21 protein-coding genes are annotated in these 22,992 nt (G+C 57.5%); 9 read left to right on the forward strand and 12 right to left on the reverse strand.

All coding sequences use genetic code 11. The features are described 5' to 3' along the window. Positions 1-24: 24 nt before the first annotated feature. Together O3A94_04935 and O3A94_04940 are read right to left on the reverse strand one after the other, a co-directional pair. Positions 25-657, reverse strand: a complete 633-nt coding sequence (locus O3A94_04935) for a DsbA family protein (protein MDA1355598.1) — start codon at positions 655-657, stop codon at positions 25-27. Between the two features lie 127 nt (positions 658-784). After that, positions 785-1,246 carry a DciA family protein gene (locus tag O3A94_04940; GenBank protein MDA1355599.1) on the reverse strand — a complete coding sequence of 154 codons (462 nt, stop codon included), beginning with the start codon at positions 1,244-1,246 and terminating at the stop codon, positions 785-787. On the opposite strand from O3A94_04940, the gene mutY reads away from it, so the two are divergent. Beyond that, a complete protein-coding gene (gene mutY / locus O3A94_04945; GenBank protein MDA1355600.1) occupies positions 1,240-2,385 on the forward strand; it encodes an A/G-specific adenine glycosylase in 1,146 nt (381 codons plus the stop codon). The two genes, O3A94_04940 and mutY, sit on opposite strands and share 7 nt — an antisense overlap. On the opposite strand, the gene O3A94_04950 is transcribed toward mutY, so the two are convergent. Genes O3A94_04950 through O3A94_04965 form a run of 4 tightly spaced genes read right to left on the reverse strand, consistent with a single transcriptional unit; the run spans position 2,382 to position 6,748 of the window. After that, positions 2,382-3,479 carry a site-specific DNA-methyltransferase gene (locus tag O3A94_04950; protein ID MDA1355601.1) on the reverse strand — a complete coding sequence of 366 codons (1,098 nt, stop codon included), beginning with the start codon at positions 3,477-3,479 and terminating at the stop codon, positions 2,382-2,384. The two genes, mutY and O3A94_04950, sit on opposite strands and share 4 nt — an antisense overlap. 33 nt (positions 3,480-3,512) lie before the next feature. Next, positions 3,513-4,136 (reverse strand): ribonuclease HII, encoded by a 624-nt coding sequence (locus O3A94_04955; GenBank protein ID MDA1355602.1) that lies wholly within the window; start codon positions 4,134-4,136, stop codon positions 3,513-3,515. After that, positions 4,129-5,592, reverse strand: coding sequence for a cation:proton antiporter (locus O3A94_04960; protein MDA1355603.1), 1,464 nt, complete (start codon positions 5,590-5,592; stop codon positions 4,129-4,131). The genes O3A94_04955 and O3A94_04960 overlap by 8 nt, the downstream gene beginning before the upstream one ends. 40 nt (positions 5,593-5,632) lie before the next feature. Continuing rightward, a complete protein-coding gene (locus O3A94_04965; GenBank protein ID MDA1355604.1) occupies positions 5,633-6,748 on the reverse strand; it encodes a PA0069 family radical SAM protein in 1,116 nt (371 codons plus the stop codon). Between the two features lie 98 nt (positions 6,749-6,846). On the opposite strand from O3A94_04965, the gene O3A94_04970 reads away from it, so the two are divergent. From O3A94_04970 to O3A94_04980, 3 genes are all read left to right on the forward strand, one after another. Beyond that, complete coding sequence (locus O3A94_04970) at positions 6,847-7,524, forward strand: TIGR04283 family arsenosugar biosynthesis glycosyltransferase (protein ID MDA1355605.1); 678 nt, start codon at positions 6,847-6,849, stop codon at positions 7,522-7,524. An 8-nt stretch (positions 7,525-7,532) separates the two neighbouring features. After that, a complete protein-coding gene (locus tag O3A94_04975; GenBank protein MDA1355606.1) occupies positions 7,533-8,144 on the forward strand; it encodes a TIGR04282 family arsenosugar biosynthesis glycosyltransferase in 612 nt (203 codons plus the stop codon). A gap of 275 nt (positions 8,145-8,419) precedes the next feature. Then, positions 8,420-8,989, forward strand: a complete 570-nt coding sequence (locus tag O3A94_04980) for a hypothetical protein (protein MDA1355607.1) — start codon at positions 8,420-8,422, stop codon at positions 8,987-8,989. Positions 8,990-9,110: 121 nt separating this feature from the next. Here O3A94_04980 and moaB read toward each other — a convergent pair whose 3' ends face one another. From moaB to O3A94_04995, 3 genes are all read right to left on the reverse strand, one after another. After that, positions 9,111-9,647, reverse strand: a complete 537-nt coding sequence (gene moaB / locus O3A94_04985) for a molybdenum cofactor biosynthesis protein B (GenBank protein ID MDA1355608.1) — start codon at positions 9,645-9,647, stop codon at positions 9,111-9,113. Next, on the reverse strand, positions 9,640-11,502 hold the full coding sequence (locus tag O3A94_04990; protein MDA1355609.1) for a lytic transglycosylase domain-containing protein: 1,863 nt from the start codon (positions 11,500-11,502) through the stop codon (positions 9,640-9,642). The genes moaB and O3A94_04990 overlap by 8 nt, the downstream gene beginning before the upstream one ends. 126 nt (positions 11,503-11,628) lie before the next feature. After that, the gene (locus tag O3A94_04995) at positions 11,629-12,402 is read right to left on the reverse strand and encodes a uracil-DNA glycosylase (protein MDA1355610.1); all 774 of its coding nucleotides are present in this window, start codon (positions 12,400-12,402) and stop codon (positions 11,629-11,631) included. Positions 12,403-12,520: 118 nt separating this feature from the next. Between O3A94_04995 and O3A94_05000 the strand changes: the two genes are divergently transcribed. The 3 genes from O3A94_05000 (at position 12,521) to O3A94_05010 (ending at position 16,940) form a co-directional block, all read left to right on the forward strand. Beyond that, positions 12,521-14,161, forward strand: coding sequence for an electron transfer flavoprotein-ubiquinone oxidoreductase (locus O3A94_05000; protein ID MDA1355611.1), 1,641 nt, complete (start codon positions 12,521-12,523; stop codon positions 14,159-14,161). A 125-nt stretch (positions 14,162-14,286) separates the two neighbouring features. After that, positions 14,287-16,059 carry a tetratricopeptide repeat protein gene (locus tag O3A94_05005; protein MDA1355612.1) on the forward strand — a complete coding sequence of 591 codons (1,773 nt, stop codon included), beginning with the start codon at positions 14,287-14,289 and terminating at the stop codon, positions 16,057-16,059. Then, on the forward strand, positions 16,056-16,940 hold the full coding sequence (locus O3A94_05010) for a 4-(cytidine 5'-diphospho)-2-C-methyl-D-erythritol kinase (GenBank protein ID MDA1355613.1): 885 nt from the start codon (positions 16,056-16,058) through the stop codon (positions 16,938-16,940). The genes O3A94_05005 and O3A94_05010 overlap by 4 nt, the downstream gene beginning before the upstream one ends. A 37-nt stretch (positions 16,941-16,977) precedes the next feature. On the opposite strand, the gene O3A94_05015 is transcribed toward O3A94_05010, so the two are convergent. Together O3A94_05015 and O3A94_05020 are read right to left on the reverse strand one after the other, a co-directional pair. Continuing rightward, positions 16,978-17,772, reverse strand: a complete 795-nt coding sequence (locus O3A94_05015) for a DUF427 domain-containing protein (protein ID MDA1355614.1) — start codon at positions 17,770-17,772, stop codon at positions 16,978-16,980. A 36-nt stretch (positions 17,773-17,808) separates the two neighbouring features. Then, entirely contained in the window at positions 17,809-19,071 is a 1,263-nt protein-coding gene (locus O3A94_05020; GenBank protein ID MDA1355615.1) for a nucleotide sugar dehydrogenase, read from the reverse strand. A gap of 244 nt (positions 19,072-19,315) precedes the next feature. Here O3A94_05020 and O3A94_05025 point away from each other — a divergent pair, with 244 nt between their 5' ends. Then, positions 19,316-20,296 (forward strand): GDP-mannose 4,6-dehydratase, encoded by a 981-nt coding sequence (locus tag O3A94_05025; GenBank protein MDA1355616.1) that lies wholly within the window; start codon positions 19,316-19,318, stop codon positions 20,294-20,296. An 86-nt stretch (positions 20,297-20,382) separates the two neighbouring features. Further along, on the forward strand, positions 20,383-21,933 hold the full coding sequence (locus O3A94_05030; protein MDA1355617.1) for a methyltransferase regulatory domain-containing protein: 1,551 nt from the start codon (positions 20,383-20,385) through the stop codon (positions 21,931-21,933). A gap of 35 nt (positions 21,934-21,968) precedes the next feature. On the opposite strand, the gene O3A94_05035 is transcribed toward O3A94_05030, so the two are convergent. After that, the gene (locus tag O3A94_05035; GenBank protein ID MDA1355618.1) at positions 21,969-22,607 is read right to left on the reverse strand and encodes an invasion associated locus B family protein; all 639 of its coding nucleotides are present in this window, start codon (positions 22,605-22,607) and stop codon (positions 21,969-21,971) included. Positions 22,608-22,992 lie beyond the last annotated feature (385 nt).

Below are 22,992 nucleotides of genomic sequence, written 5' to 3' on the forward strand. Positions count from 1 at the left end.
AAAAAAATGAACATGTGCTGCCTGCTAGGATTCGGGCAGGTAGCGGTCGAGAGTCTTGGCGAAGGCCTCAAAGCGCATGCCGCCCTCATGCTTTTGACCATTGATGACGAAGGAAGGCGTGGACTTTATATCGTAACTCTCCTGAGCTTCGAGAATGGAACTGAATATCTTGGTCTCAAGAGTCTGGTCGTCAAGGCAGTCCTGGAACTGCGCTTCGCTGATGCCGCCCAATTGGCCGATCTGGCCGAGTGCGTTGAGGTAGTTGGCTGCCCGAGTCCAATTATCGAATGTATTAAACAGTGTCTCGATGAAGGCAAAATAGCGCTCTGGTCCGGCACAGTGGGCGAGAATGGCGGCGTCTAAAGCGGGCCGATTTAGCGGATAATCCCTGGCGATAAACCGCACCTTGCCGGTGTCGACATATTCAGTCTTCAAACGCGGAAACGTCTCGGTATGAAAATCGCGACAATGCGGGCAAGTAAGCGAAAAATATTCGATGACCGAGATCGGCGCCTCAGGCGCGCCGATGGCCATGTCGCCGGCTTTCTCCCAACTGCTCGCTGCTGCCGGCAAGGACGCCAAATGCAGCAGGGGCGCCGCCGCCACAGTACCGGTAAAACCGGCCATCCCTGCTATCAAGAATCGTCTGGTGATCATGGCAAACCTCAATTAGGCCGAACGCCCCAGTATAAAGTGGCGCTCACGCTGTCTCAAGCGTGGAGGCCGCATGGTCGATCTGCCCTGGGACGCACGCCTGACCTCTGAGCGCCGTGAATTCAATGGGTTAGGTATCGTCCGGCTGGCTCAGCACAGCCGCGCCGAGGCGTGCGAGAGCCTGCTTAACTTCTGCGTTCTGGGTCCCATGAATGGTATCAGCGAGTGTTTTCGCCGAATCCGAGTCGAGGACGCGCGCCGGCTTGGATTTTTCCACCGGAGGCTTTTCGAGCGGCCCCTGAATCAGGCTCAGCCGATTTACCGCGCGATAACCGAAATAACTGGCGATACGCTCTAGAATCTGCGGCTCCAGATGCTTGAGCTCGGTGGCCAGCGGTCCGTCAACGCGCAGACGCAATGTCCCGTCGCCGCCAAGACGTTCGGGCATCGAATGGCGCGCCAAGTTCTCGCCGACAATGGCCGGCCAATTGTCGAGCACGCCCGCGGACGCGAAGCCGCGCTTGCGGTAAATTTTCTCCGTTACCTTGTGTAGGGCGGAAGCCACGGGACGCGACGGGCGTGTCATTGGCATACTATAAGCGCCCAGAGGATTATTTTGGAATCCACAATGATTTTACTGTTGAGCCCATCGTTGGCGCGCCGTCAATTGGGCGCGGCGCGTTGAAACCAGCGGCCCTGGCGGCGGAATTGCTTGCCTGGTACGGCGTTCAAGGCCGGGATTTGCCGTGGCGGGCGCCGCTTGGCGTGCGCCCCGATCCCTATCGCGTGTGGCTCAGCGAGATCATGTTGCAGCAAACGACAGTCACCACGGTCGGGCCTTATTTCGAAAGATTCCTCGGCCGCTGGCCGCGCCTTCTCGACCTCGCTGCCGCGCCGATGGACGATGTACTGCACGCATGGCAGGGTCTCGGCTACTACGCCCGGGCGAGGAACATGCTGCGCTGCGCGCAGCAGATCGTGCAGAATCATGGCGGTAAGTTTCCACAGGAGGAAGCGGCGCTTTTGAAGTTGCCGGGAATTGGCCCGTATTCGGCGGCGGCAATCGCGGCGATCGCCTTTGAGCGTCCCGCCACCATACTGGACGGCAACGTCGAACGGGTGATCGCGCGCCTTCGCCAGGTTGAAGCGCCGTTGCCGGCGGCCAAGAAGGAATTGCGCCGGCTCGCAGCGGAGATCACACCCGCCAAACGACCAGGCGACTATGCCCAGGCGATCATGGATCTCGGCGCGACGATCTGCACGCCGAGGAAACCGGCTTGCGCCCTTTGTCCGTGGCAGCGCGCTTGCCGCGCCTTTGGCGCAGGTGTTCAAGAGATACTGCCGCGCAAAACACCGAGGCCCGAGCGCCCGCTTCGCCACGGCATGGCCTTTTGGACGGTGCGCGGCGACGGTCGAATCCTGCTTCGCCGACGGCCCGAAAACGGCCTGCTGGGGGGCCTAATGGAGGTGCCGACAAGCGCTTGGTGCGAAACCCCGTGGCAGCCGCGCTCGGCCCGGCGCGAAGCACCGGTCGAGGCGCGTTGGCGCGCGCTGCCCGGCATGGTTGCCCACGGCTTCACGCATTTTCGACTTGAGATCACCGTTTACGCCGGCAAAGCAGATGGCCGCACGGCCGTCGAGGGCATTTGGTGCGCGCCGGAGCAATTCGCCGATCAGGCGCTATCCACGCTCAGCCGAAAAGTAATTCGCCACGCGCAAAGTAGCGGCTAATTCATCTCTTCGCGGATTTGGTCGCGCAGGCGGTCGATAGAGGTGAGGGCGCCGTTTTCATCAGCGATATACCAATAGGTCCAGCCATTACATGCCTCGGCACCTTGGGCCAGAGCGCCGATCCGATGGATCGAACCGGTGAGCGGGCCGTGCGCTAGGCTGCCGTCGGCGCGTACCTGCGCTTTGACACGCTTCAGGCGGTCGTACAGCGTCTCGCCCGGTGCGATCAGGCCGCGCTCAAGTAAATTTCCGAACGGCACCCGCGGTTGACTGCGCTTGGCCCGCATGGTTTCGAGGTCGGTGTCGGCGACCGGCGTTACACTGGCGATCCGCTGCAGAGCAATCTCGGCATATTCGGCGCTGCGTTCGATTCCGATCCAGCGCCGTCCAAGACGCTTTGCGGCGGCGGCAGTGGTGCCGGAGCCGAGGAACGGATCGAGCACGACATCACCCGGTTTGCTGGCAGCGAGAATAACCCGGTGCAAAAGTGCTTCGGGTTTTTGCGTCGGATGCGCCTTGCGGCCATCGCGTTTCAGCCGTTCGGCCCCGGTGCATAGCGGCAGCAGCCAGTCGCTCCGCATCTGGATATCTTCGTTGAGCGATTTCATGGCGTCGTAATTGAATGTGTAGCCTTTGTCCTCAGCGCTTTTTGCGCACCAGATCAGCGTTTCCTGCGCGTTGGTGAAGCGCCGCCCGCGAAAATTCGGCATCGGATTGGTCTTGCGCCATATCACGTCGTTGAGCAGCCAGAAGCCGATATCCTGGAGTGCCGTGCCAATGCGGTGAATATTGTGATAGCTGCCGATTACCCAGAGCGTGCCCGTGCCCTTAAGTACGCGGCGCGCTTCCAGCAGCCAGTTGCGCGTAAACTGGTCATAGGCCGCAAAGTTCTCGAATTTGTCCCACGCGTCGTCGACGCCATCGACGCGGCTATTGTTAGGGCGCAGCAACTCGCCGCCGAGCTGAAGATTGTAGGGCGGATCGGCAAAGATCAGGTCGACCGAGTTTGCCTCTAGTCGCGACATTTCCCGGCAGCAGTCGCCAACCAGAAGGCGCCCGCTTTCATCTCCCATTTCGGTTTTCTCATTGTTCATGGGCGGCACCATGGCGCACCGAGACTCGGCACGTCAAGCCTTTGATTCGGCAGACTCTTCCAAGAGCATCCGGATCGGCTTGAAAGACCGGCGGTGGTGCGGCGTCACGCCGAGCCGTGCCAATGCTTGGCGATGCAGCTTAGTGCCATAGCCGAAATTGCGTTCCCAATAATATCCCGGATGGCGAGCGGCAAGCTCGGTCATGTATCGGTCCCGCGTTACCTTGGCGACGATGGAAGCCGCGGCGATGGAATAACTCTTGGCGTCGCCTCTGACCACACATCGAACGGGACAAAGCAGGGCGGGGGCACGATTGCCGTCGACCAGCGCCGCGTCCGGCAGCAGGGTAAGCGCATTCACGGCGCGCGCCATGGCAAGATGTGTGGCGACGAGAATATTTAATTCGTCAATTTCCGCGACGCTGGCTTGGCCTTGCCCAACCAGCGCGGCTTGCAACAGTTCGGGAAAAACCGCTTCGCGTTGGGCTTTGGATAGCTGTTTTGAATCGTTCACCCGCGCGGCCAGAGCGGCGCTAGGGCCGGCTGCCGGAAAAACCACCGCCGCGGCATGAACAGGACCGGCCCACGGCCCCCGACCAGCTTCATCGATGCCGGCGACGCTGCCGCCCAATTCGCGCTCGAGACAGAAATCAGGCACGGCGTTTTTCGGCTGGGCGCCTCGGCGGCAGTACCTCTCCGTTGAGCGCTGCGGCTTCGTCGCCACTAATGGGGTTCTGGCGCGCGCGCCATGCCTGGAGACGGTTTCTCAAGCGCGTCAGGCCAACAAAAATTACTCCCGAGCGCCATGAATAAGCGCGCATTCGCTTGAACATGGACATGCCTGCCAGCGCCACAAATCTGGAACCGCGTGCAAACAAACGTGCCTCTTTTTCATAGATGCCGAGCAGCAAATCGTCTAGGCGCCAAATTCCGCCTGCCGTCAGATGTTGCAAGCGCCGCGCTGTCATCAGCCAGATCGGGCTCACCATTAGGCTAAGCGCGATCACCGCGACGATTAATCGGTGCCCTTCGATTCCGACCGCCGCCAGGGCGACGCCGGCGCCAGCAAGCACGAAGGAAAACTCGCCGACCTGGCTAAGCAAAATACCGGCCAAAAAAGCGCGCGGCCAAGGCTCGCCAAGAATTCGCAGGATGACCACGTTCACGCCCGATTTCACCAACAGCACGAAGACGAGAAGGACGAGCACCGTGGCCAAATTCTCCCAAATATATGCAAGATCGATGAGCAGTCCGATCGACAGGAAGAAGACCATCGCGAGGACGCCCTGAATCGGTTCGGTGGCGCGGATCATTTCGCGGCGCTGATGTGTCGAGCCTATCACGAGGCCGGCGATAAAGGCCCCAAAGGCCGCGGTAAGTCCTATGAAATCTGAAATCGCGGCGAGCGCCAGGCAACAGCCAAGCGCCGCAAGGGGCACAATCTCCCGGTGCTGCTGAGCCAGGGCGCTGAACGGAAGGTTCAGCTTTTCGCGCCGGCTGAGATACCAGATGAGCGTCGCAAGCAAGCCGATGGCGGCGAAAAATACCGGAATCGTGCTCCAATCCAAGCCGCCTTCTGCCGCCATGCCGTTCAGGAGCAACAGCATTGGCACCACTGCCAGATCCTGGGCTATCAAGACGCCGACCACGATGCGGCCGGTCTCGCTCCGCAGTTCTCCAATTTCTTCCAGCATTTTTATGGCCACCGCCGTGCTCGATAGGCTGACGACGAAACCGAGCAGCACCGCGAGTTCCAGCGGCCAGCCGAAAAGTCTTGAGAGAGCGAGGGTGATCACGGTGGCGATGGCAATTTGCATCGCCGCCGCCATGAGGGCGACTTTCCAGATTGTGCGAAAGGCGCGCAAGGATAGCTTCATGGCGATGACGAACAGCAACAGAAGCACGCCGAGCTCGGCCAGCATCGCGACCCAGTCGCGATTCTCCACCAGTCCCAAGGCGCTGGGGCCAAGTATGACGCCAGCCAAGATATAGCCGACGATGGCGGGTTGCTTGAAGCGCGCGAAACCGAGGCCGCACAAAAGAGCTGCCAAGGCGACGACGGCCAATTGGCCAAGTTCGGAATGGACCAGCATATGAGGCAGATCGTGCCACATATTTATGTCAAAAGTTAGCCTTCGCCTTTAAATTATTGAGTTACAATAGCGTAAGCTGATCGCCTTGTTTTGGTGGCGGACAAAAACGACTCGAGTCGAGTCGCAAAGCAGGGTTGTTCAGTCCACACCTCTTCTTTGCCAAGCGAAAACGCTGGGCGAGCAGTTCGGCGCTCGGGCCTGAACCGGTCTGGCGCAATCCAAAGCCAGCGCGATAAAGTTGTCCGGCATGCATGTCGCGAATTCGGTTCATGACGTGGTTGGCGCGCTTCGGTACATGCAGCAGCAACCATTCCTCGAACAATTCTTTGATTTCAAGCGGCAAGCGCAACAGGATGTATCCGGCTTCGCGCGCTCCCGCATTGGCGGCTGCTTCCAAGACGGCCTCCAATTCGCTTTCATTGAGCGCCGGGATGACAGGGGCAAAATTGACGCCGGTGGGAATTCCCGCCTCGCTCAAAGCGCGGATAGCGGCAAGGCGTTTTGCGGGGGTCGCGGCGCGCGGCTCCAAGCGCCGTGCCAATTCGCTGTCCAGCGTGGTAACCGAGAGCACAACTTTGACCAGATTGCGCCGCGCCATCGATTCCAGAATATCTATGTCACGCGTTACTAAGGCGGATTTGGTGACAATTCCCACCGGATGTTCATGTTGCGAAAGAACGGAAAGGACGTCGCGCGTGATTTCAAGGCGACGTTCGGTCGGCTGATAGGGGTCTGTATTGGTGCCAAGCGCGATCATCCGGCACTGATATCTCGGGTTCGACAACTCCCGCGCCAATTGCGTAGGTGCGTCATGCTTGGCAAAGATCTTGCTTTCGAAATCCTGTCCCGGAGAGAGGCCGAGAAAGGCGTGCGTGGGCCGGGCGAAACAATAAGCGCAGCCATGTTCGCATCCACGATAGGCATTGATCGAACGATCAAATCCAAGATCTGGCGAGGTGTTGCGGGTTATCGCGGTACGGCTGTGATCCGCTTGAACGATGGTCTGCAGCTTGTCTAGCGGCTCTTCAAGACTGCCCCAGCCATCGTCGTAAGCCTCGCCGGCATGGCGTTCGTAGCGTCCCGCCTTATTGCTCGCGGCACCACGCCCTTTGCGCGCCTCGCGCACCACGGGATTGCCTGCCGAATCTCGGTTATTTGAATAGACTAGGCTGCCCATAGCGCATCATAGCCAAGGTATAGAACAAATAAAGAACATTTTGACGCAGACCACGATTCCGGGCATGGTGCCGGCTAGATTTACGAATGGAGAGGGCATTGCTCAGTGTCGTGATCCCCACCTTTAACGCGGCATCGACGTTAGGCGCGACACTAGACAGTCTTCAGTCGCAACTCGTTGGCGTTGACTACGAAGTGGTTGTTGCCGATGGCGCGTCCAGCGATGCCAGCTGCGCCATCGCTGAGGCGAAAGGCGTCAAACTTATTTCCGTTGCACGTGGCCGAGGGGCGCAACTGGCGGCTGGCGGCGATGCCGCCCGCGGCGATTGGCTGCTGTTCCTACATGCCGACACCATCTTAGGCGAAAATTGGCGGATCGAAGCTGAGGCGTTTATGGCCGTTGCCGAGAGTGCCGAGCACGCTGGCGTATTTCGCCTGCGTTTTAATGATCGCGCCCCGGCGGCGCGGCGTCTAGAAACCATAGCGGCCTGGCGGTCGCGGGCATTGGGCTTGCCATATGGTGATCAGGGACTTTTGATCGGGCGCGGCTTTTACGATGTGGTCGGTGGTTTTCGTCCACTTCTGCTTATGGAAGATGTCGATATTGCGCGCCGCATCGGGCGCCGGCGATTCGTCCATTTTGGCGCCGCGGCATTCACTTCGGCAGAGCGCTATCGCCGCTCCGGATATATCCGCCGCTCGGCGCGCAATCTGGTATGCCTCACCTTGTTTTTCCTGGGCGTGAAATCGAGCTTTCTGGTTCGGCTCTACGGCTAAGCCTCGCGATGGCGCGAACACTCCTGATATTCGTCAAAGCGCCCCGTTTGGGGCAAGTCAAGCGCCGGCTTGGGCGCGACATCGGCGGCGCGGAAGCCTGGAGCTTTTATCGGCGTACCACGCGCCGGCTCATCCTCCGCCTCGCGCGTGACCCCCGTTGGCATTGCCAACTCGTCGTAACGCCCGATTCCTTTGATGGCCGCGAGCGCTTTTGGCCGCTCTCTTGCCCGGTGGTCAAGCAAGGCGCGGGAAATTTGGGCAAGCGTATGCAGCGCGCCTTGGAGAGAGCGCCGTCCGGTCCGGCCGTGCTTGTGGGCAGCGATATCCCCGATCTGATGCCGTGCCACATTGCCAAGGCATTCGCCGCCCTCGGCCGCGCCGATGCGGTTTTTGGACCGGCCGAGGATGGCGGCTTTTGGCTGGTTGGCCTTTCGCCCGGTGCGCTCCGTGCCAATCCCTTCGCCAATGTTGCCTGGTCGAGCCCTCGCGCTCTTGCCGACACGGTGGCGAACTTGCCGAAGAGTTACTCCGTCGCCATGGTGGATATGCTGAGCGATATAGATGTCGGCGCTGACCATGCGATGTGGCGCGCGCGCCAGCGCCAAGAGGCCGAAGTATGAGATGCGCCGAATGCCAGGGCGAAAATCCCGACGGGCACCGTTTTTGCGACCATTGCGGCAGCAGACATCGCGTTTGAATTGCTTTGGCTGAGGGGCGATATGCTGCACACACTTGGCCAAATCAATGAAGCGACACAGGCCTTCGAAAGCGCCCGTGAATTGGCTGCGGATGATGGCGTCAGCTGCCGTGCCTGGCTTGGCCGATCGCTTGGGCCTGCAAAGACCGCACGTCATCGGGCTGATGAGTTGCGATACCAAATTGGATTTGGGCGACAATGCGGGTGCGCTTCGCGATATCGAGAAGGCGCCTGAAATTATCGCGCGCATCGGTGCGCCGTTTCGAGCCTTGGTGTCTTGCCTTCAAGGCGCGAATTCTGGCCAAAAAAGGGCAGAAGGTCGAAACCATCAAACTTGCCGGACGCGGCGTAGAGATCTCCCGCGAAACCGGCATTACGTTTTGTGGTCCGCTGGCCCTCGGCATTTTTGCATTCCTGTGCGGTGACGCTGACAAGCGACACACTGCTTTTGAAGAAGCGCAAGCGGTGCTCGCCCGCGGCTGTGTCAGTCACAATTATTTCTGGTTTTACCGCGACGCCATGGAGGCCTCATTGAACGCCGGTGAGTGGGCCGACGCGGAACGCTTCGCCAATGCGCTGGAAGCCTACACTCGGGCGGAACCCGTCCCATGGAGCAATTTCTATATCTCCTGGTCGCGGGCTCTGGCGGATTGGGGACGCGGCAACCGGGACGGCGAAGAGGAGTTGCGTCGCCTGTTGGCGTTGGCGCGGGAAAAACAATTAGGTCTGGCGGTCCCCGCTATCGAACGGGCGCTGGCCGAAGCCTAAAGCGGCAACCGACGCTTCATGCGGAAAATACCGCGGATAAACACCGCTGATGATGTTGAAATAAGCAGCGTTGGCGACAAAAATATTCGCCTTAACCACCTCATCGCCCGTCAATTGCCCGTCAGGTGAGATGCTCTTGCAGGCGCGGCATCAGTTCCACCAGATTGCAAGGTTTTTGCCGGCTATCGAGTTGGGCTTTCAGGATTTTGTCCCAGCCATCGCGGCAGGCGCCCGGCGATCCGGGCAAGGCAAAGAGGTAAGTGCCGCCGGCGAGGCCGCCGGTGGCGCGCGATTGCATCGTCGAGGTGCCGATTGTTTCATAGCTGAGCTGGCGGAATAATTCTCCGAAGCCGCTGATCTCCTTTTCATAGACGTCGGCGAAGGCCTCCGGCGTGACGTCCCGGCCAGTCAGCCCGGTTCCGCCGGTGGCGATCACGGTATCGATTTCAGGATTAGCGATCCAGATTCGCAATTGTGCGGAAATAAGCGCCTGCTCATCTTTGACGATAAGCCGGGCAACCAAATTGTGACCGGCTTCAGTTATCCGCGCCTCTAGCACATCGCCGGATTTATCATCGGCAAGCGTGCGCGAATCCGAAACCGTTAAAAGCGCGATATTGACCGGCAGAAATTCCCCGTCTCCGGATATTTTACTCATTGTCAGCGAAGCTCCTTTCCTGCGGCGCATAGCCTGGCCACAGCCCCGAAGCGGTGGCGTCGAGAGATGGCGTCGGCTGCCCCAGGCGCATGCGGTAAATCCAATAATTAGCGATAACGCGCCTAATAAACTGGCGAGTTTCGCGCGAACGGATGCTTTCGATGAAGAGCAGTGGATCTTCGTCAAAATTGGTTTTCGGCAGCCATTTTTTCAAATTTCCTGGTCCTGCATTGTAGGCGCAGAGGAGAAAAAAAATATTACCGTCTATCATATCTTGAGTGAGCAAATGCTGCACATAGGATTGGCCAAGGGCGATATTCAGTTCAGGGTTTAAGAGAGTGTGGCTATTCACACCCTTGATGCGCTCTTGCTGTGCGGCGAAACGTGCTGTGGCCGGCATCAACTGCATTAATCCCGTTGCGCCGCTTCGGTTTTTTGCCGATGCCCTGAATTTTGATTCCTGGCGGATGAGCGCAAATATGAGAGCCCGGTCAACCGAATAGCCGCCCTCGGGTTGCCAGCCGGGTACTGGAAAGGCCGCCGCGTCGTGGGTCTCTCCGTCGATCTTGCCTAATTCTGTACCCAGCGCAATTTGAACCGCAGCCAATCCGAGCCGATCGACCAGCGGCAAAATAGCGCTGGCCAATGCAGAGGTGGCACGCGGCCAAAGTGTCCGGATTTCCCGTTCTGCCCGTTCGCCCTGCCCCACTTCGGCGAGCGCGCGCGCCCGCCGCATAGCCGCGCTGTTGTCCAGCACGGCCAGATGGGCTTCCGTTAATATGGATGAACGCCAGTTTAAATTCGGTTTGAGGCCGAGGGCGCGGGTCGCGAGAAGACCGTAAAGCGTGCGCGGGTCCTGAGCCGCAATCCTCAGCCAGGACGAGACATGCTGCGGGCGACGTAAGCGGAGCTCGCCGCGCGCCGCCCAATAGGCGCCCGAAGTTATCAGCCAAGGCGACGCACTGAGCGATTGGGCGAGCTTGGCAAAATGGCCCACGGCTTCTTCCAGCCGGCCCAGTCGCCACGCGGCGAGGCCAGCGGTCCAATCCGCGCCGGGCACAAGCTGTCGTGAGCGCTCGGCGCTAGCGGATGCCAATTCTAAGGCTAACGCGTCCTTGTTGTTGAGATAGTAGCTCCACGCAATGCGCGCCTGATAGGCATCATACTCCGCCTCGCTTGCGAGCGCCGAATGAGGTTTAGAGGCAAGAATTTGGCGCGCACCGGTCGGCCAGCCGCTACGAATGCGCGCGCGCATATCGCGCTGCAAATCTAACAGCCGATTGCGTTGATCGCGGCTGATACCGCGTCCTGGAATGCGCGGCGACGCGTATTGGCTTTTGCCGGAGGACAGCCCAGCCCCCTTTGTCGTAACAGGCAACTTGGGCGATTTGGCGCTGGCAGGTTTGCGTTTCATTGCTAGGCGGTAGAGCCGGCGGGCATCGGGGTGGTCGGCATATTCGCCAAGCCAGAGTTTCAGCTCGTTAAACTTCGAGCGATGGGCAGTGGGGTGAAGGTATTTCTGTGCCAATACGTGGCCCATCAATATCTTATCATTAAGCTCTGAGATTTGCTTGGCAGCGGCGTCCAAATTGCCCTTCTCCTGCAGCGCAAATATCTGCCGATAGAGCTGTCTGTCGCTTTCGCCGAGCACTGGGGGCAGGACAATAGCCCCTGCGTCCAGTGGAGTCGGTTGCGACAAGGCGGCGAGGTGGAATTCTTCCATCTCGACCGTCGCATTAGTGATTTTCTGCGCGAAGGCCGGCGTCGAGAGCAACGCCGATACTGCCAGACAAGCGCCCAACATGATGCCGAACGTCCTGAAGAAAGAATCCCCCGCGCCGGTTTTTCCCGGCACCTTTTTAGGCCTCCTTCGTGCTCCTGATCACGGCCGCCCGGCCAGTGATCATCGTCAACTTGAGTGCAGTTTTATAGATCACTTGCCAAAAACCGGCAAATATCACGGTTGGTCGGTATCAACCCCTTATCGGCCGAGGTCGCGCAGTTTTTTTTGAATGGCGAGCAAATCGCGCCACACTTCGCGTTTCGCCGAAGGTTGGCGCAGCACATAGGCGGGGTGAAAAGTCGCCATGGTTGGGATCGGTTGCGTCATGCCAGCCGGCGTGATTTCGCGCCACGTGCCGCGCAAGCGGGTAATTCCCTCGCGTTTGTCTAGCAGAGCCTTGGCCGAGATTCCGCCTACCAAAACTAAAATTTGCGGTTGAACCAGCGCGATTTGGCGTTCGATGAAGGGCTGGCACAAGGCGATCTCTTCGGCCGTCGGGGAGCGATTGCCTGGGGGCCGCCACGGCAGGATATTGCTAATGTAGACTGTGCTCCGATCGAGTCCGATGGCTGCCAGCATACGGTCCAGCAATTGCCCGGCGGGGCCAACAAATGGCACGCCCTGACGGTCCTCTTCCGCACCCGGCGCTTCGCCGATCACCATGAGCCCCGCTGATTCGTTGCCGTCACCAATGACGGTGTTGGTTGCCGTTCGTTTGAGTGCGCAGCCGTCGAAAGCGGCGATGCCGGCACGCAGTTCACTCAGCGTGCGGCAGGCGGCGGCGATCTCCGCGGCGCCGTGCGATTGCGCGGTCTTCGATACGGCAACCGTGGCGGGAACGGCCGGTGGCGCTGAATTCTCCGGCTCAACGATTATCTCGGGTTGGCTACGCAGGCCAAAGCGGTTGCGCGGCTCGGCGTCGTGCGCCTCATCGACTCCCGCGGCGATGTACCATTGGAGGAGGGCGCGCATGTTTTCCGTATGATTCACGGATCCAAGTTTAGCAGATCGATGCATGTACTGGCAGCAATTGACCGAAGGGATGGATCGCCGCATAAGTGAAGTTCGGACACAGCAGCGGAAACCAATCATGACCCGAGAATCGATGGAATATGATGTCGTGATCGTCGGTGCCGGGCCGGCTGGCCTGGCGGCGGCCATCAAACTCAAACAACTCGGTTTGGAGAAAAATCACGACGTCAACGTCACGGTGATCGAAAAGGGCTCGGAAGTTGGCGCACATATTCTATCGGGTGCCGTATTTGAGCCGCAGGTACTGGACGAGTTGATTCCCGACTGGAAAGAAAAAGGCGCGCCTCTCAACACACCTGTGAAGAAGGACATTTTTCTGTTCTTACGCCGCTCTGCCTCGTTCAAGCTGCCAAATTTCCTGCTGCCGCCGCAAATGCACAACAAAGGCAATTACATCATCAGTTTGGGTAATCTCTGCCGCTGGCTGGCGGCCCAGGCGGAAGAACTCGGCGTCGAAATTTACCCAGGTTTCGCTGCCAATGAGGTGCTTTTTCATGACGATGGCCGGGTAAAAGGCGTCGCTACCGGCGATATGGGTATCGCCAAAGACGGTACTGAGAAATCGACGTTTGAGCCCGGCATTGAATTGCACGCAAAATACACCCTATTCGCCGAGGGCGCGCGCGGATCGCTCAGTCAGGAATTGATGGATCGATTCGGCCTCCGCGACGGCGTGGCGCCGCAAACTTACGGCATCGGAATCAAGGAGTTATGGCAGATCGACCCTGCCAAACACAGTGCTGGACTGGTGCAGCATAGTTTTGGCTGGCCGCTCGATTCAAAAACCTACGGCGGCACCTTTCTTTATCATTTGGAAGAGAATTTGGTGGCCATTGGTCTGGTCATCGCGCTCGACTATGAAAATCCATATCTCTCTCCGTTTGACGAGTTTCAGCGGGTCAAGACCCATCCCGCCATTGCACGGCATCTCAGCGGCGGTACGCGCATTGCGTACGGCGCTCGCGCCATCAATGAGGGGGGATTGCAATCCATTCCCAAACTGACTTTCCCCGGCGGTGCTCTGATCGGTTGCAGCGCCGGCTTCCTGAACGTGCCGAAGATCAAAGGCAGCCACAATGCGATGAAATCGGGCATGTTGGCCGCTGAATCCGCGTTTGACAGTTTGCGCGCGGGATCGGACGGGCAAGAGGAATTAACCGGCTATACCAATGCCGTTCGCAAATCTCGGATCTTCAAAGAGCTGAAAGAGGTAAGGAATTGCCGCCCCGCCTTCCATTGGGGATTGCTCGTCGGCACATTGGTCAGCGGATTCGAATTGTGGACCCGTGGCGTGTTGCCCTGGACCCTCGGCCATCATGAGGATCACAAGAGCCTGAAACCTGCCGCCCGAAGCCGCAAGATCGATTACCCCAAACCGGACGGCAAGCTCACATTCGATAAACTCTCCTCCGTGTTCATCTCCAATACCAACCATGAAGAAGACCAGCCAGGCCATCTCAAACTGAAAGACGATTCGGTTCCGATCAGTCATAATTTGGCGCTCTACGATGCGCCGGAGCAGCGCTATTGCCCGGCCGGGGTTTACGAGATTGTCGAGGACACCGCCGGCGCTCCACGCTTGCAGATCAACGCGCAAAATTGCGTGCATTGTAAAACCTGTGACATCAAGGATCCGACCCAAAATATTCATTGGACGGTCCCCGAAGGCGGCGGCGGACCGACCTATCCGAACATGTAATTCGGTTTGGCGCGCGAATTTGTGATTGGCTCGTGCGGAACAGGGGCGTTGGCGGTAAGGCCTGAGATACGCTAGACTGCGGTGGTGATCAGATCCGAAAAAAAACTTCGCGGCACAGTGCTTTCATGACGGCTATGCATTCATACCGCCTTTATCGGCGCGGAAACTTCTTTAGAACGATTGCCCGAGCGGCGATCGTCTTCGCAGCGCTCATATTCGCCGGGGCTGGCTATGCCGGTGCTGAAACGCCGCCTGATCCGGCACCGCCAAAACCGAGCACAGAACATCCCGGCTATAGCGACCTGCCCGGCAATTATCTCGCTGGCCGCTTCGCCTACGAAGAGCGCGACGTTGCCTCGGCGGCAAAATTTTATCGGCGAGTGCTGGCGGAGGACTATGAGAACCGCGCTCTCGTGCAGCGAGCGCTGGCCCTTACCGTTCAGAACGGGCAAATCGATGAAGCGATACCGCTGGCCAGGCATTTGGTCGAGCTCGATCCCAAATCCAAGATCGGTCAGCTGATTTTGATTGTCGCTGCGGTTGCGGATGGCCGCCTTGATGCCGCGTTGCTGAGGGTAAGGGATTTAGATCGCGACGGTATCTACGAGTTGATGGCACCTATTCTGGAGGGATGGGTGGAATTGGGCCGTGGCAATTTCGATGCCGCGCTTTCCGCTCTCGAACCTTTGTCCGCCAAACAGAACTTCGAAATGTATCACGCCTATCACGGCGCGCTGATGACAGATATAGCTGGCCAGCAAGACCTCTCGGCTGAGAAATATCGCCTTGCCTTGACGGCAGTTCCTGGCGGGACGCTACGGGTGGTGGTCGCCTATGCCACGTCGTTGCGGCGTGCTGGGCGTATCGATGAGGCAAATGCGGTTTATCAGGGTTACAGCGAGAATCACCCGGATTCACCTTGGCTCGAACCGATACTGTCCATGATCAATTCAGATGTGCGCCCCAAGCCGATTGTTTCGACGGCCAAAGAGGGCATGGCCGAAGCTTTATTCGGTGCGGCGAGCGCGCTTCCAAACGAAAGTGCCGGTGATACCGGTTTGATTTACGCCTATCTCGCGCTTCATCTCAGGCCTAATTTTTCCGTCGTCCGGCTCCTGGTGGGTGAAATCCTCGATGTGCTGGAACGTTACGAGGACGCGATAAAGGCCTACAGCGGCATTGCCAAGAGCAGTCCTTATTCCTGGTCAGCGCGGCTACGCGCCGCCTCGGATTTGGCAAGTGTCGAGCGCGTTGACGACGCGGTGAATATACTCAGCGAAATGGTTGACGCAGATATAAATCGCGCCGACGCCGCGATCGCCTTGGCCGACGTGTTACGGCGAAACGAACGCTTTGACGAAGCCGTTAAGTTCTACGATATCGCGATCAGTCGCACCGCTGAATTCGATGCGCGGCATTGGACGCTTTTCTACTCGCGCGGCGTTATGTTGGAGCGCACCAAACAATGGCCGCGCGCCGAAGCGGATTTTCTTCATGCACTGGAATTGCAACCCGATCAGCCCCTGGTGTTGAATTATTTGGGTTACTCTTGGGTCGAGCAGGGCATTAATTTGGAACGGGCCATGGGTTTGATAGAGCGCGCCGTGGCGCTGCGCCCGACTGACGGATATATCGTCGACAGTCTGGGCTGGGCGCAATACCGATTGGGTGACTTTGAAAATGCCGTAAAGCAACTTGAGCGCGCCGTGGAATTACGTGCCGACGATCCCATCATTACTGACCATCTAGGCGATATTTACTGGAAAGTCGGCCGGCGAAATGAAGCCAGGTTCCAGTGGGAACGCTCCTTGGTCCTAGGTGCCGAAGAGGAAGCGGTTATTCTCATTCGGCAAAAGCTGAAAGAGGGCTTGTCGGACACTCACGAAGAAACGCAGTGACGGGCGGCACCGAACGGTTTTTTTCGTCCGAAGCGCCCGCCAAGCTCAACCTTTATCTTCACGTTACCGGACGACGCGCCGATGGCTATCATGAGCTTGATAGCCTGATCGCTTTTGCGGCGCCGTTTGACCGAGTTTCGGCAGCTCCGGCGAAAGAATTTTCACTACATTTGAATGGCCCGTTTGCGGCTGATTTGAAATCAGCGGGCGGGCAAAATTTGGTTGAAAAAGCAGCCCGGTGCTTAGCTGAATTGGCAAATATTAAGCCTGCGACGCGCATCACCCTGGACAAGCAGCTTCCTGTTGCCGCAGGTATCGGCGGCGGATCTTCCGATGCGGCGGCCGCGCTTCGCGTTCTTATTTCACTATGGCGCTTGAATATTAGTTCGGATGCGCTGCAAACTCTGGCGCTTTCTCTGGGCGCCGATGTGCCGATGTGCTTGCACGGCAGAACATGCTTTGCGGGCGGTATCGGTGAAAAGCTGGACGCGGCGCCGGCATTGCCGGATTGCGCGTTGGTGCTAGCTAATCCCGGCGTGTCTGTGGCGACGCCGGATGTGTTTCGTGCCCGAAGCGGCGCATATTCTGCTCCTGCGCGCTTTACTGAAGCGCCGAAGGATGTCGGCGCCTTCGCCGAATTATTGGCGGCGCGACGGAACGATCTCGAAACTCCCGCAAAGGCGCTGGCGCCAGTGATCGACGACGTATTGCATGCGTTGGGTGAGCTACCCGGCTGCCATCTCGCCAGAATGTCCGGTAGTGGCGCCACTTGTTTTGCTTTGTTCGAGGACGCGGGCGAAGCTGTTGTGGCTGCGGAAATCCTGCGCGCGCAGCATGGCGATTGGTGGATTGCTCCGAGCCGTTTGATTCAGCCTGCCTAATTCGACTATGGGGTGCTCAAGCGTACCCCGTGCGCTCTCAATCTGGAGGTGAGACGTCCAGGCGCTCGCCATCTACATAGATGCCGTCCGCATATCGTTTGTGAAAGCATATATGGTCGGCGATCGGCGCGGCTTCGGGCAAGGGTGCGGCGTAGCTCCAAGCAATGTCGTCGGTGGTTTTGCTACCGTTCGAAAATGAAAAATATTGCGCCTCGCCCTTATACGGGCATCGCGTTCGCCGCTCAGATTGCTTCAGCAGGTCCATACGCACATCGTCGCGCGGAATATAATGACGTGGCGCCAGGCCGGTCTCGAAAAGAAAGTGCGCGCGGTTGCTCTCGGCAATGACCATGCCGCCAATTTCAATCCGCAACGGACGCGTGCTTTTCAAAATATCCAGCCGCACATGCGGGTCGCGCGCATGAACAAGTATTTCCTCATCTTCTTCGTACCAACCATCCATGGTTTTCCAATAGAACGCCACGTGCCCGGTTACTTGTTGCGCTTCGTCATAAGGCGACTCATAGCCCCACACCACGTTTTCGGCCGTCTTGCCGCCTGCCTTCAATGTCCAATAAGAGGCATCCCCTTTAAATGGACAATGGCTGCGATGCGTAGTTTTCTCAGCAAACTCGGCTTTAAAATCCTGCCAGGGAAAGTAATAGACGGGGACGTAGGTGTTCTCCAGCATCAGTACTGCATTCGTGCTGTCGATGATCGTTTCGCCGCCAAATTTTACCCGCACCCGTTTTGCGCACGGCATCAGTTCCAGCCGGTAGCCCGGGTGCTTGGCAAAACCAGGCGCGGAATTGTCTTTTTCAGCATGTGTCATGAGTATCCCCTTTGGCGCGGGTGGACGTACTGTAACTCAAAGCTGCCAGCGCTGCAGCCCTGGGGCAAGTGTCAGGCTTCGCCACATACCAGCGACATCGGCGAGCAAGCCGCCGTCACGTAACAGGCCGGTGATGCGCGGTGCATTTAACATAGTGTAATCGTCGTGCGCCACGGCACCGACGACGCAATCGTAGGGCGCTGTGTCGGGCAGATTCGCCAACAGCTCGATGCCGTAAAGTGCTTGCGCCTCACCGGGGTTGGCATGAGGGTCGTGCACCTCGACGAGGTGACCTTTCGCCCGCAGCATGTGGACCACTCTGGCCACTAAGGAATTGCGCAGATCAGGCACATTCTTTTTGAAGGTTAGGCCGAGCACCAGGACTTTTGCTCCTGACGCGGGCAGACGAGTAGAAATTTGGCTGCTTACAAATTCGGCCATGCCGTCGTTAATTTCCCGGCCCGCGAGAATCATTTTTGGCGGGTAGCCGGCCTGCTTGGCGCGATGCGCCAGATAATAAGGGTCGACGCCGATACAATGACCGCCGACAAGGCCCGGGGTGAAATTAAGGAAATTCCACTTGGTCCCAGCGGCTTCAAGCACATCGGCGCTCGAAATATCGAGCTTGTGGCAGATTTGCGCGATTTCGTTGACGAAAGCGATATTGATATCGCGTTGGGCGTTTTCGATGACTTTCGCCGCCTCGGCAGTGCGAATATTTGGCGCGATATGGATATTGCCGTCATTGATTGAGCCATATAGCGCCGCGATCCGCTGCGTGATTTCCGGCGATTCTCCAGCGACAATTTTTGTGATGGTGCGCAGGGTGTGCTGGCTATCGCCGGGATTGATGCGTTCCGGAGAATAGCCAAGATGAAAATCCGTGCCACATTTCAGCCCCGAAGCGCGCTCCAGTTCAGGCGCGCAAATTTCCTCGGTTAGGCCGGGCCAAACGGTGCTTTCGTAGATCACGATCGCGCCCGGCTGAAGTTCCCTGCCGACGCATTGAGAGGCAGCAATAATGGCGGTCAAGTCAGGTTCGTTATTTTCATCCACCGGCGTGGGCACGGTCACAATGAAAAATTCTGCGCCTTTGATGGCATTGGAATTCGTATGCCATTTGGCCCGCTCCTGATTGAGGATTTTGGGCGAAACTTCACCGGTGCGGTCATACCCGCTGTTCAATTCGCTAATTCGCCCCGCATCAATATCGAATCCGATGACGTCATGTTTCTCCGCCAAAGCGACAGCGAGCGGCAAGCCGACATATCCGAGGCCGATGATGGCGATAGCGCTCATGTGCGGCTCACAATAAAGTTCTCCGAAACTTGGGCGCAAATATTTGCGGAGGGCGAGACAGGTGACCACGAGCTATTCGCGCGAAATCGGGCCGCTGTCAATAAATCTGCGGATTTACCTGTCCGTCGGACTGGATTTTACGCGGCAAGTATGTTGATTTCCCCTAGCGCGTGGCGTGACACCGGAACCCATCCGCGTGCCGCGTCACGTCGTTCGCATCAGCCCCTGTTTCAATTGAGAAATGATGACCATTTTCGTCACCGGTGCCGCCGGATTTATTGGATATCACATGTGCGAGGCCCTTCTCGCACGCGGCAACAGCGTGTTTGGTATAGACAATCTCAACGATTACTACGATGTCGCGCTCAAAAAGGCGCGGCTCGCACGGCTGCAGCAGCATGGCGGCTTCAAATTCGCGTTGGTGGATATATGTGATGTCGATGGGCTAAATCATGCGGTTGCAGATGCTGGCGACGTGCGTGCGGTACTTCATTTGGCCGCCCAAGCGGGCGTGCGCTACTCGCTTATCAATCCCGCCGCTTATGTGAATACCAATATCGTCGGCCAGCTCAATATTCTTGAAATCTGCCGGCAGCTGCCGAATTTGGAGCATATGGTGTATGCCAGTTCGAGTTCCGTTTATGGCGGCAGCACGGCGCTGCCGTTCTCGGAATCGGATCCTGTGAATTCACCTGTATCGCTTTACGCCGCGAGCAAGAAGGCCGACGAACTGATGGGCCACGTCTACGCTCATCTGTACCGAATTCCCCTGACGGGCTTGCGTTTTTTCACCGTGTACGGGCCTTGGGGCAGGCCGGATATGGCCGCCTATATATTCACCCGTGCGATATTTTCTGGTGAGCCAATAAAAATATTCAACAATGGTGATATGCGGCGTGATTTTACGTTTGTGGACGATGTGGTGCAGGGCGTTCTCACGGTATTAGATGCACCGCCTTCTGGCGCCGGCGTATCAGCACCACACCGTATTTACAACATTGGAAACAACCGCTCAGAGCCGCTTTTACGTTATGTCGAGCTGTTGGAAAAAGCGATTGGTCGGAGCGCCCAAAAGGAACTTGCGCCGATGCAGCCCGGAGATGTGAAGGAAACCTATGCCGACATCGACGCAATCAGGCGTGACCACGGGTTCGAACCAAAAACCAGTATTGACGAAGGAATTCCACGCTTTGTTGCCTGGTACCGGGGCTATCACGGAGTATGACCGGGCCTGGATTTAGCTTGAGTTTTAATAACGGTTCAATCACATGCGCCTCATTGCGATGAGCGCCGATCGGTAAGCTAGGACTCATGAATTCTGCTACCCCATTCACCTACGACGCGGTCCCCTATCAAAGCTTCCCTTATTCGGCGACGCGGCCGGCCAATATCTATACCGTCGGGACTCTTTTTGGTGTCTCGGCGCCTAATATTCGCACCGCACGGGTTTTGGAATTGGGCTGTGCCAGCGGCGGCAATCTGATCCCTCTGGCCTTTCAATATCCGGACGGCCGGTACACCGGCATCGATGCTTCCGAGCGCCAGATCGGGATGGCAGACAAGTCGGTCTCGGATCTCGGTCTAAAAAACATTGAATTTATCGCCCGCCCGTTCGCCGACATCCCGCCCTTGGATAAGTTCGATTATATCATCTGCCACGGTGTCTATTCCTGGGTCGATCAGGACGCCCGCAAACAAATTCTCGAAATTTGCCGGACCCATTTGGTCGAGAACGGTCTCGCCGTTATCAGCTACAATGCGTTGCCCGGTTGGAACATGGTCCGCAGCCTGCGTGAGATGATGCTCTACCAAGCCAATTTGTTCGAAGACCCGGTTGAGAAAGTCAGTCAGGCCATGGAATTGTTGCGCTTTGTCCGTGACAACAACCCAGAAGGCAGCGCCTACCGCGCCGTCATTGACAATGAAATCACTATGTTAAGCGAACAAACGGTCGCCTACATTGCGCACGATCACATGGAAGCCGAAAATACCCCATTCTATTTCCATGAATTCGCGGCGGCTTTAGAGCAGCACGGCCTGCAATATGTAGGCGATAGCAATATCACCCAAATGTATGTCGATAATATGCCGGCAAATGCCGCTGAAAAACTGAAAGCAGTGACGGACATCCTGCGCCAAGAACAGTATATGGATTTCATCACCAACCGACGGTTTCGGTCCAGCATCGTCTGCCCCTCAGCGACTGCGCTAAACCGCAATTTGCGAAGCGAACTGATCCACGATTTTTATCTGTCGAGTTCGATCACGCCGGACCCGGAAGACGTTAAGGTCGAGGCCGCTGACACGCGTTTTCGTGATCCCGTCGGTACGGTGGTCTTCACTGCTCACACCAGAGACGCGGCTGTTTTGTTCAGCCAGTTGTCCGAAAGTCCGCGGCGGATCAAAAGCGACGTTTTGATCAATAGAATTACAAAGAATTTTGCCGGTACCGACCGCGAAGCGTTGCGTGGGCTGCTTGAACAAATTGGCCTGCAGTTGGTCCTCAAGGGGTTTATTTCCTTGAACACGGAAGAGGGCGACTATGTTTCCGACATATCAGAGACGCCCGCGGCGTCGCGATTGGCGCGATATCAGACATCGCAACAGGGCTGGGCGACCAATGCGCGGCACGAGAAAATCAATCTCGACCATTTCACCCGTACCCTGATCGAATATTTGGACGGCACCCGCAGCCTCGACGATCTTTGCCAAATCATGGTTGAGCAAGTCGGCAAGGGGGCTCTCGGCGTTCAACTCGACGGTAAAGAGATTGCCGATACGGAGCAACGCCGTCTCGTGATCAGGCAATTGACCGAGACGGCCCTCAACAATTTTTCTCGGACTGCCCTGCTTGTCGCTTAAGACAGAGCGCCCGTTCGGCGCGGCCTGAAGTTAGTTTATTGTGTTTTAAGCTCGAGCATACGATAGGCGGCCGTAAAGCCGGTCAAAGAGGCTTCCACCACGACCACCTGCGTGCCGCCAAACGGGATAAAGCCGACCTTGAGAACCTTGCCCTGACGAAATCCCCAGAGCAGGTCGGTGGATACCGGGGCCACCGAACGGCACCCCTCATTGGTACAGGTCTGGATGGTGACGGGCGTCGGATCGCCGGCATCGGCCTGTAGGACCACCCCGGATTGGAAGTTCACGCCCAACGGTAGCATCAGCAGGGCAAACAATTCTCTTCCTTCGCCGAGTGCGCCAATCTTAACGTCGAGCAACATGCCCGACACATCGTCCTTCGAATAATTGATCGTCTGGTGGAGATAACAGATATCGGCTTTGTCGATGCCGCGAGATTCGCAGCGCAAGATCCAGTCTCCGAATTGCTGCGGTTCCTGGGCTGAGGCGGGCGCAACGTTGAACCAAACAGCGCTCATCGCCGCGATTGCCAGGGCGGAGATCAACATTCGCATACGATGCAAACCCATTGATTTTTGCGCCGGGCCGCCCTGCCGCGTAGATCCGCGCATTTGCCCGCTCACACCGGAATTCTCCACATCTGTGGCTATCTCTACATTTGCAGCGTTCTTCATTTCTGTATTTTTCTTCTCTGTATTGTTCTTCATTTCCGATCACGACTTGGCTTCATGAAATAGCAGGGTCGCGCCCACCCTGGAATGGGACAAAAGAAGATATGGCGAGTTCCGTCCGCGATCATATAGGCAGACGATAGGGACCATAAGTCGCATTATGCTGGATTGGAAGCCGCACGCGCTGAAAAGCAATCATGGAGAAATTCTGATGCCGGGATTGGGGCGTCAGGCGGCTGTTGCAAAAAAGGTCACAACGGTGACTTAAAATACTTGCGCACACAGACAATCATTTACAATTGCCACCGATAGAGATAAAGCCGTTTGCAACAGTGGCATTAATGGTGATATGCGGCGTGATTTTACGTTTGTGGACGATGTGGTGCAG

The sequence above is a fragment of the Pseudomonadota bacterium genome, from assembly GCA_027624955.1.
In the GTDB taxonomy this organism is placed as follows: Bacteria; Pseudomonadota; Alphaproteobacteria; order UBA828; family UBA828; genus PTKB01.